We start from the raw sequence: 10,415 nt of genomic DNA, 5'->3' as shown, positions 1-10,415 counted from the left end.
GATTTAACAATACTACTTTTAGGACTTGCTTTCCACTGTTTTGTTATATAAAACAGAAAATCGCTATGCCACAGCCTTGGCAGGCCATCGCGTAGCGATTTTGTTCAATTTCAGTTTATCGATATGAAAGAAAAAGGAATGAGTAAAGGAGAGTTCAATTCTGTTGCACAGGCAAATGGCGGCCTGGAGAATATGATTAACTGGCATGGAAAAGACCAAGATATACTTGCGCTTATTAAATATATAGCAGAGGAAGATAAACTGGAAAAGATTTTGGAGAATCCACAGGTAATAAAAACCCCGGTAGTCCGAAATGGAAAGCAGTCTACACTGGGATACTGTCCGGAAGTATGGAAAGAGTGGAAATAAAACAAGAAGAGCGATGCGTGTATTTTCAGTATTTACAAGGAAGAACCTTGATGTATAATAATAAATAAATAAAGGATTTTCAAATGATATGCAGTATAAAGATAATCAGGAATTATCTAAATATGTCAAAGAAGTAAAGGAGTAAAGCGATGTTAGAGACAGGAATAAAAGCGCCGGAATTTACACTTCCGGATCAAAATGGAGAAATGCACAGCTTAACAGACTACAGAGGGAAAAAGGTTATTTTATATTTTTACCCAAAAGATAATACACCTGGATGTACAAAGCAGGCGTGTGGATACAGTGAGCGTTCCCAGCAGTTTGAGGAAAAGGAAATTGTAGTAATTGGAATTAGCAAGGACAGTGTTGCATCCCACAAGAGATTTGAGGAAAAACAGGGATTAACATTTACAATTCTTTCAGATACGGAGTTGGAAGCAATAAAAGCATATGATGTATGGAAAGAAAAGAAAAATTACGGAAAAGTATCAATGGGAGTTGTCAGAACAACGTATGTTATTGATGAAGATGGAATGATTGTTTATGCCAATGACAAAGTAAAGGCGGCAGATGATCCGGAAAAAATGCTGGAATATCTTATTGGTAAAAATTAAAAAAAGATAGTGATACAATTATTGACTGATAAAATGGGATTTGCTATAATACATACTATTAAGAATCTTAGGAGGTAGAATTAGCACAATGGACGATAGCGATAGTAACGCTGACCCGAATCAAGAAAATAATTTAAATGAATGATATAGATCAAGACATGGTCTCTGCGAATTTTAATGCAGGGGTCATGTCTTGTGTTATTTATTTATTTAAAATATTTAATTGAGAAAGAGGTTAGTAATAGTTATGGATAATACTTTAATTTTTTTATTATTGTTGCAGATAATATTGATTGCGTTGAATGCCGTTTTTGCAAGCGCAGAGATAGCAGTACTTTCGATAAATGAAATGAAACTGGAACGAATGGCAGAACAAGGAGACCAACGTGCAAAAAGATTGTTTCGATTGGTGAAAGAACCTGCAAGATTTCTTGCTACAATTCAGGTTGCAATTACACTTTCGGGATTTTTGGGAAGTGCATTTGCAGCAGATAATTTTTCAGAGCCGCTGGTAGATTGGATTTTGTCATTAGGAGTAAAGATTCCGCGAACAACGCTGGATGCCTGTTCGGTCATCGTAATTACGTTGATTTTGTCGTACTTCACATTGGTTTTTGGAGAATTAGTTCCGAAGCGAATTGCTATGAAAAGATCAGAACAATTGGCTCTTGGCATATCAGGTTTGGTAAGTGGCATTTCAGTTATATTTAAACCGCTGGTTTCTTTTTTATCGATTTCAACAAATTTTGTATTGCGTTTATGTGGAATTGATCCAAATGAGGAAGAAGAGCAGGTAAGCGAGGAAGAAATCAGAATGTTAGTGGATGTGGGAAGTGAAAAGGGAGCAATTGCACATCAGGAAAAAGAATTTATTCAAAATGTTTTTGAGTTTAATGACACGATGATTGAAAATATTGCTACACATCGGACAGATGTCGTGATGCTTTGGACAGAAGATGATATGGATTCCTGGAAGGAAACAATTCATAATAGCCGTCATACACGCTTTCCAATCTGTGAGGGATCACCGGATCATGTAATTGGTGTGCTGAATACAAAAGAATATTTTCGTACAGTAGATAAAAGTCGGGAAAATATTTTAAAAACCGCAGTTCATGCTCCGTATTTTGTATTGGAAACAACACGGGCAGACGTTGTATTTAAAAATATGAAACTAACAAAACATTCGATGGCGATTGTAATCGATGAATATGGCGGTATGACAGGGATTGTAACACTGTCTGATCTGGTAGAAGAACTGGTGGGAGATTTAAGCGATGAGTTTTCAGATGATAAAAGCAGTGAACCGGAATTGAAAAAGGTCAATGATGGGATATGGAGGATTCGTGGTAATATTGAGTTAAGCGTTTTGGAAGAGATGTTGGGGCATAAACTGATCTCATCAGAGTTCGATACACTTACAGGCCTTGTATTTGATGAACTTGGTATGATTCCGGAAGATGGTGAGTGGGATATTGAAATTGAGATTCAAAATCTTCAGATCCAGATAAAATGTATTAAAGATCATCAGATTGAAGAGGCGATAATTAAAATGTAGGATTAAATACAGAAAATAAAATATTAAAGAGAGTGAGAGATAAAGTCTCCCATGGAAATAGTATATTTATACTTTTCATGGGAGATTTTTTTCTTGAATTTTTAATGAGCGAATATAAAAAAAGACTGCAAGTATTATATTAATCTATTAGAGTGATAAAAATGTTGTGCAAGTTGCACATCAAATATACGTCTATGCACAAAAATTATACAAATGGCACAAAGTGCTTTACGATATTAAAGAGATAGAGTATACTTACTTCAAGGAATAAAAATACAATCAAAGGAGGAAGTAAAATGGAAGGTCAGTTAAAAGTATCTGCTGTTCAGGTTACGGTTGTACAAAATGATATCGAAGCTAATATGGCAAATGTTGAAAAAATGGCGATGACAGTTGCAGAAAATGAAAAAGATGTTGACTTAATTCTTTTTCATGAAGCATGTTTGGAGAGTGGTACTCCTCTTCAAGAGTTTGATCAGGAACAATCGGACAAAGTTCACGAATTTTGGAAGAGCATTGCAGCAAAAACAGGAACAAATATTTTAGCAGGACGTTTAGAACGGAAAGAAGACGGTGTGCATAATAAAGCTACGGTGTATGCACCGGATGGACGTATTCTTGCAGATTATTCAAAAATTCATTTGTTTAATAGTGAAAGAGATACACTTGTGCCTGGCAAAGATTTGGTGATGTTTGAATTGAACGGAATCAAAATCGGAATTATGATTTGTGCAGACTTCGGATTTCCAGAACTTTCAAGAGCTTATGCTGTAAATGGATGCCATATGTTGGCAGTAACAAGTAGCTGGGCATATCCAGATGATGATTTATGGGTAATTTGTAATCAAGCTCGTTCTTCAGAAAATGGAATCTATTGTGTATCCTGTGACCGTGTAGGACCAGCGGGAAATGGTTGTATCAAAGTTGGTCGCTCAATGGTATGCAATCCAGATGGGCTGATTATAGCAAATTTGTGGGAAAAAACTGACACCTATTATGTACAGACAATCTATAAAGAAGAGGTAGAAAAACGTCATAAAACCATGAAATGGCTTGAATGGCTTCGCCCGGATTTATATACAGATTGGTTAAAAACATATAAATGGGAGTAATCGTTGTCTAAAGGAGAAAAATAACTATGTTAATGCGTCAAGTTTTAGAGGTATATGAACTGTTGGATAGAGCAGATGCATCAGGGGCTTTAATGGAAGGATATATGAGAAGTCTCGGTGCAGAGGATGTTGAAGTAACAACAATTGAAGGACCTAAAGGTACAACAGATATGATTCGGATTACGATTCCGGGAACAAAAGGCAAAACAGTAGGAGGCGATGCACCTACGTTAGGAGTTCTTGGAAGACTTGGAGGACTTGGAGCAAGACCGGAGCAGATTGGATTTGTGTCAGATGGTGATGGAGCGTTAGTTGCTCTTGCAGTTGCAGCCAAATTGCTTGATATGAAGAAAAAAGGTGACGATTTGGAAGGCGATGTTGTATGTTGTACTCATATTTGTCCAGATGCACCAACAAGTCCTCATAAACCAGTTCCTTTTATGGGATCGCCGGTAGATATGGCAACAGTGAATCAGCATGAAGTAAATGGAAGTTTGGATGCGATTCTTTCTGTTGATACAACAAAGGGAAATCGAATTATTAATACGAGAGGATTTGCTATTTCTCCGACAGTAAAAGATGGTTATATTTTGAGGGTTAGCGAAGATTTGTTAGACATTATGCAGATGACGACAGGAAAACTTCCACATGTTTTTGCACTTTCAACTCAAGATATTACACCTTATGGAAATGAACTTTTCCATCTTAATAGCATTCTTCAACCGGCAACAGCAACAGATGCTCCGGTAGTGGGAGTTGCTATTACTACAGAGGTACCAGTTGCCGGTTGTGCGACGGGAGCAACACATGCTGCAGATTTAGAAGAAGCTGCAAGGTTTGTTTTAGAAACAGCCAAAGCCTATGGACGTGGAGTTTGCCAATTTTATAATAAAGAGGAATTTGATAAGATTGTTTCAAAATATGGAGAAATGAAACATATTCAAACACTCGGGAAATAGAGGAATGAAATAATAAGTACATATTTAAGGAGGGAATTATATGAAGAAGAGAAACAGATTAGTTGTCTTGTTATTAACATGTTGTATGACTGTTTCGATGCTAGCCGGATGTGGAAAGAAAGCTAATGATCAAAATGCATCTGAACCAGCGAAACAGGAAGAACAAAAAGAAGCGACTGAGCAAAAAGAAGTTAGTGAAGAAGAAAAATTTGGTGGAACATTAAAGATTGCGATGGCAGCTGTTGCAAGTAATATTGACCCGGTAAAATTTACAGGTTTCTATGAGGGGCAGATTATTGAGAATATTGCAGATACGCTAGTTATATATAGTGATGATTTATCAGAATTTCAAGGAAGTCTTGCTACAAGTTGGGAATCGAATGAAGCGGGAGATGAATTTACTTTTAAGCTTCGTGATGACGTATATTTTCATCCGGGGAAATATCAGGATGGACGTAAAATGACTGCTGAAGACGTAAAATATTCATTGGAACGCTCTCATAATGAATCTGCTTTGGCCAGATTGGCAATGTTAGATCACTGTGAGGTTATTGATGAGTATACTGTAAAATGTGTACTTCAGACACCAGATGCTTCGTTCCTCCCAGCACTTACGAACAGTGGAAATGTTATTGTTCCGAAAGAAGAAGTTGAAGGATGGGGCGATGAATTTGGAGCACATTTTGTAGGAACAGGTCCATTTATGATGGATGAATGGAAAACAGACGAAGGTGTAAATTTTGTCAGATTTGATAAATACTGGGGTGGAGATGTTTATCTTGATGGTTTAAATTTTGTATATATTACAGAAGTAAACCAGAGAGTGAATGCTCTGAAAAATGGCGATGTTGATATTGCCTGTGATCTTGCAGGAGAAGGAATCGAAGATATTAAAGCAGATGACAATCTTGTAATGAGCCAGGAGCCTGGTATGGGAGTAAGTTATATTTATTTTAATATGGCGAATGGTCCAACAGCTGATATTAGAGTACGTAAAGCTCTTCAAATGGCAGTAGATCGTGAAGCAATGGTAGCAGCTCTTTATCAGTATGGAGAATGTCAACCGGCATATCTTCCGTTACCGCCAGCTTCTTGGGGATATGATAAATCATTAGAAGATATCATTCCGGAGTATGATGTAGAAGGTGCAAAAAAATTACTTGCGGAAGCAGGATATCCTGATGGATTTGAATTGGACTTTTATACGGCTGATTCAGCAACATCGAAAAAAATAGGTGAAATTTTCCAGCAGTTTTGTGCTCAGATTGGTGTAACGATTAATATTCATCAGGCAGCATGGGGAACTTTCAGTGAGATTGGTGCTTCTGGAAATGCAGACATTATTTCTATGAGCTGGACTTGGTTCCCGGATCCATATTTTTATTTAGATAAGATGTTCCATGAAGAATCTCTTGGTACTTTAGGTAATGGTCAGCAGTTTAATATTCCTGAAGTAAATGAGCTTTTAGATAAAGCTGTTACAATCTCAGATCAAGAAGAAAGAGCAAAAATTTATAAGGAAGCGTTAAAGCTATTGTTGAACAATATCCTCAGATCGACTATTGTGTAGGAAATATCAATACAGGTATGAGTGATAAAGTACAGAATTATGTTGTTCGTCCTGATAAAACAATTGAAATAGCAGGTGACGGACATAACGTATGGTTAGCAAAATAATATATTGATATATTATGACAAGGAGTGCCGCACTCGTGGCACTCCTAATTTTAAAATATATGTCTATAAGAAATGGAAAGAGTGATTATCTTTCCAGATGAAGGGAAAGGAGAACAACAGTATGTTAAAGATGATCTTAAAGCGTATCTTACAATTAATCCCAGTACTGTTGATTACAATGAGTATAACGTTTGTTATCACTCGGGTTCTTCCGGGAAATCCTGCGGTTTCGATTCTTGGACCACAGGCAACTGCAGAAGATATTGCCAAGATGGAAGAAGAAATGGGATTAAATGATCCGCTTCCAGTTCAATATATTAATTATATGAAAGGAATCCTAATGGGGGATTTAGGAACTTCTTATCGGTATAATCGTCCAGTAGCAGATTTGATTTTAGAGAAACTTCCTAACACATTACAAATAGCAGCAGCGAGTCTTATTATTGCTTTACTAATAGGGGTTCCGGTAGGGATAATATCGGCGGTAAAACAGTATTCAGCATTTGACTATATTTCCATGATAGCAGCATTAATAGGTGTATCTATGCCCGCGTTTTGGTTAGGATTAATGCTTGTATTAATATTCAGTGTAAATCTCGGATGGTTTCCAACAATGGGAATGGGAAATCTTGCAAATGGAATCGGAGATGTAATATCACATTTGTTTTTACCGTCGCTTTGTCTTTCCTTTGGAAGTATGGCTAACTTTGCGAGAATCAGTCGTTCTAGTATGCTGGAAGTGATTGATCAAGATTATATGAAAGCTGTTCGAGCAAAAGGAATTCGTGAAGGTGTTGTTATTATCAAACATGGATTGAAAAATGCGCTTCCGCCAATTGTAACGGTACTTGGTATGCGTATATCAGCTCTGATGACAGGAGCCATTATGATAGAAACAATCTTTTCATGGCCAGGAATCGGACGATTGATTGTCGATGCAATTAATAATAATGATTTTGAAATGATTCAGGGAACCGTTTTATTTATGGCAATTTTATATGTTACAGTAAACCTGATTGTAGATATTGTATATCTGTATATTAATCCGAAAGTAAGCTATGAATCCGAAAGGAGGGCAGGCTAATGGGAGCAAAAGAAGTAACAAAAGGTTTGAGTGAAGCCAGCCAGCAGGAGATGCTTCTGAAAGAAAGGAAAGCAAATAGTGCGTGGAGGAAACTTTGTAGAAATAAGTCTGCTATGTTTGGTTTGGTACTGGTAGTATTTGTAACAGTAGTTTCTATTTTAGGTCCGTTTTTATATAATGTTGACCCAGCGGCAATGGATTTTTTAAAAGTCAACGCAAAACCAGGTACACCGGGGCTGCCTTTAGGTGCAGATAATCTCGGTCGAGATATGTTAGCAAGATTGATTCACGGTGGAAGAGTTTCTTTAGTTGTTGCTGTAGGCGGTATGGCCGTAGGAGCTGTTATTGGCATTTTGGCTGGTCTTATATCAGGATATGCAGGAGGAAAAGTGGATGCAGTTATTATGCGTATTATGGATGGTATGTCTGCATTTCCATTTACATTATTAGCATTAATGTTAATGACTGCTCTTGGTGCCGGAATGGAAAATGTAATTCTTTCCATTGGTATTGCAAGCGTACCGGGATATGCCAGAATGGCAAGAGGTCAGGTTCTGGTTGTAAAAAATGAAGAATATATCAAAGCTGTTAAAGCGTTTGGGGCAAGTAATAGCAGAGTATTGTTTAAGCATTTGCTTCCAAATATTGTATCTTCATTAATTGTGTATGCTACATTGAATGTTGCAGGTGCAATTCTTACAGAAGCATCACTTAGCTTCCTCGGAATGGGTATTACACCACCAGATGTATCTTGGGGATCTATTTTGAAAGATGGACAAGATGTTATGAGAAGTGCAAGTCATATTGCAACATACTCTGGTTTTGCAATTTTAATTACAGTATTAGGATTTAACCTTTTGGGTGATGGAATTCGCGATGTATTAGATCCTAAGATGAAAAAATAGAGGAAAGGAGAAACGCTATGAGTAATGAACCATTATTAAAAGTGGAAAATTTGAAAACACATTTTAATACGGCTACTGGGATTGCTAAAGCAGTAGACGGTGTTACTTTTTCATTAGAATATGGACAGACGCTAGGAATCGTAGGAGAATCTGGCTGCGGAAAAAGTGTAACTTCTTCTTCTATTATGCGTCTGCTGCCAAAGAATGGTCACATTGTTGACGGTAAAATTATGTTTGAAGGGAAAGATTTGGCAAAACTGAGTCAAAAAGAAATGCTTCAGATTCGTGGAAATGACATTTCAATGATTTTTCAGGATCCAATGACTGCTCTTGATCCAGTTTATACAATTGGATCGCAGATTATGGAAGTAATTAATGCACATCAGAAACTATCAAAAGCAGAAGCAAAACAATATGCGATAAAAGTTTTAAAAATGGTTGGAATTCCAGAAGCAGAAAAACGTTTGAAATCTTATCCGCATGAATTTTCTGGTGGTATGAGACAAAGAGTTATTATTGCTATGGCGATAGCATGTAATCCTAAGCTTATCATTGCAGATGAACCAACTACAGCTTTAGATGTAACTGTACAGGCACAAGTTCTTGGGTTAATGAAAGATATTCAGAAGGAGTCAAATTCTTCTATTATTCTTGTTACACATAATTTAGGTGTTGTATGGAAAATGTGTGATACAGTCATGGTTATGTATGCAGGAAAAACGGTAGAGTATGCAGATGCTAAGACATTGTATGCAGATGCTCGTCATCCATACACATGGGGATTGTTAAAATCTATGCCGAAAGTAACGGATGATCCGAATGTACCATTAACTTCAATTCCGGGAACTCCTCCAGATTTGAAATTAACAGGAGGAAGTTGCAATTTCCATAATCGTTGCAAGTATTGTCAAGAAATATGTAAAACAAAATGTCCGGAGATGAGAGAAGTAGAACCTGGACATTTTGTATCCTGTCATTTTACAAAAGAAGAGTTAGAAAAGATAGAACAGATGGGGGGTAAAGAGTAATGCCAGAAAATAAAAATGATATTATTCTGCAAGTCGATCATTTGACGAAAACATTCCAAGTGAAAAGTTCTAAACTTTTTGAAAAGCCATCTGCTCTGAATGCAGTAAATGATGTTTCGTTTGAGGTAAAAAGAGGAGAAACAATTGGAATCATTGGGGAATCTGGTTGTGGAAAGTCTACGCTTGGGAAAACACTTTTGCGTTTGATTCCAGCAACGTCAGGAGATGTAATCTATAATGGGAAGTCCTTGATGAAACTAAATAAAAAAGAAATGAATGCACTCCGGAAGGAAATTAACATGGTGTTTCAGGATCCATATTCATCTCTTGATCCGCGTATGACAACAGGTGATTTGATTGAAGAGCCGATGATTATTCATAATATCGGAACGCCGGAAGAAAGAAAAAAGAGAGTGATTGAACTCTTGAAATTAGTTGGACTTGATTATTATCATTCAATTCGCTATCCACATGAGTTTTCCGGAGGACAGAGACAGCGTATTAATATTGCAAGGGCATTGGCAATGGATGTAAAATTATTGGTATGTGATGAACCGGTTTCGGCTCTTGATGTTTCTGTTCAGGCACAAGTTCTTAATCTGCTAAAAGAATTAAAAGATTCTTTGGGGTTAACATATATTTTTATATCACATGATTTAAGTGTTGTAAAATATATTAGTGACAGAATTATTATTATGTATTTAGGCAGAATTATGGAAATGGGAAATGCTGATGAGATTTATAAGAATCCGGCACATCCATATACAAAAGCACTCTTTTCTGCAATTCCGCCGACAAGCCCGTTTGAAGAAAAAGAAGCAATTGAATTAACAGGTGAGATTCCAAGTCCGCTAAATATGCCGCCTGGATGTCCGTTTGGAAATCGCTGTCCATATTGTACCGAGGAGTGCAAAAAAGCGATTCCAGAATTAAAAGAAATGGGAAATGGACACAAAGTCGCCTGTATTCGATATCAGCGAGGAGAAATAGAGTAAATGAAAGGGGCTGTCGGTTAATACCGATTTTTAGCTTCTAAATCTTAAAATAAGAATCTCCTGTAGAAATCAGTGTTTTTATACCTGATTTTCTACAGGAGATTCTTATTTTTT

9 protein-coding genes and 1 pseudogene are annotated in these 10,415 nt (G+C 36.8%); all 10 read left to right on the top strand.

All coding sequences use genetic code 11. The features are described from left to right. Positions 1-102: 102 nt before the first annotated feature. Positions 103-369 (top strand): annotated as a pseudogene (locus DWX73_RS11860) (arsenate reductase family protein); the annotation flags it as partial. A 149-nt stretch (positions 370-518) separates the two neighbouring features. Further along, positions 519-983, top strand: a complete 465-nt coding sequence (gene bcp, locus DWX73_RS11855; RefSeq protein WP_118348957.1) for a thioredoxin-dependent thiol peroxidase — start codon at positions 519-521, stop codon at positions 981-983. A 247-nt stretch (positions 984-1,230) separates the two neighbouring features. Then, positions 1,231-2,541, top strand: a complete 1,311-nt coding sequence (locus tag DWX73_RS11850; RefSeq protein ID WP_118348956.1) for a hemolysin family protein — start codon at positions 1,231-1,233, stop codon at positions 2,539-2,541. A gap of 296 nt (positions 2,542-2,837) precedes the next feature. After that, positions 2,838-3,653 (top strand): carbon-nitrogen hydrolase family protein, encoded by an 816-nt coding sequence (locus DWX73_RS11845; RefSeq protein WP_118348955.1) that lies wholly within the window; start codon positions 2,838-2,840, stop codon positions 3,651-3,653. A gap of 26 nt (positions 3,654-3,679) precedes the next feature. Beyond that, entirely contained in the window at positions 3,680-4,612 is a 933-nt protein-coding gene (locus DWX73_RS11840) for a DUF1177 domain-containing protein (RefSeq protein WP_118348954.1), read from the top strand. Positions 4,613-4,652: 40 nt separating this feature from the next. Continuing rightward, positions 4,653-6,182, top strand: a complete 1,530-nt coding sequence (locus tag DWX73_RS11835; protein ID WP_242996880.1) for an ABC transporter substrate-binding protein — start codon at positions 4,653-4,655, stop codon at positions 6,180-6,182. 228 nt (positions 6,183-6,410) lie between these two features. Beyond that, complete coding sequence (locus DWX73_RS11830) at positions 6,411-7,373, top strand: ABC transporter permease (protein WP_118348953.1); 963 nt, start codon at positions 6,411-6,413, stop codon at positions 7,371-7,373. Continuing rightward, complete coding sequence (locus DWX73_RS11825; RefSeq protein WP_118348952.1) at positions 7,373-8,278, top strand: ABC transporter permease; 906 nt, start codon at positions 7,373-7,375, stop codon at positions 8,276-8,278. The genes DWX73_RS11830 and DWX73_RS11825 overlap by 1 nt, the downstream gene beginning before the upstream one ends. Before the next feature lie 17 nt (positions 8,279-8,295). Further along, positions 8,296-9,306: an ABC transporter ATP-binding protein gene (locus tag DWX73_RS11820; RefSeq protein ID WP_118348951.1), complete on the top strand. Its 1,011-nt coding sequence runs from the start codon at positions 8,296-8,298 to the stop codon at positions 9,304-9,306. Next, the gene (locus DWX73_RS11815) at positions 9,306-10,301 is read left to right on the top strand and encodes an ABC transporter ATP-binding protein (protein ID WP_118348950.1); all 996 of its coding nucleotides are present in this window, start codon (positions 9,306-9,308) and stop codon (positions 10,299-10,301) included. The genes DWX73_RS11820 and DWX73_RS11815 overlap by 1 nt, the downstream gene beginning before the upstream one ends. Positions 10,302-10,415 lie beyond the last annotated feature (114 nt).

It is taken from the genome of Coprococcus sp. AF21-14LB, assembly GCF_003458885.1.
Lineage (GTDB): Bacteria > Bacillota > Clostridia > Lachnospirales > Lachnospiraceae > UBA9414.
Note: the sequence above shows the minus strand (reverse complement) of the source record. Positions and strands in the feature narration are given on the sequence as shown.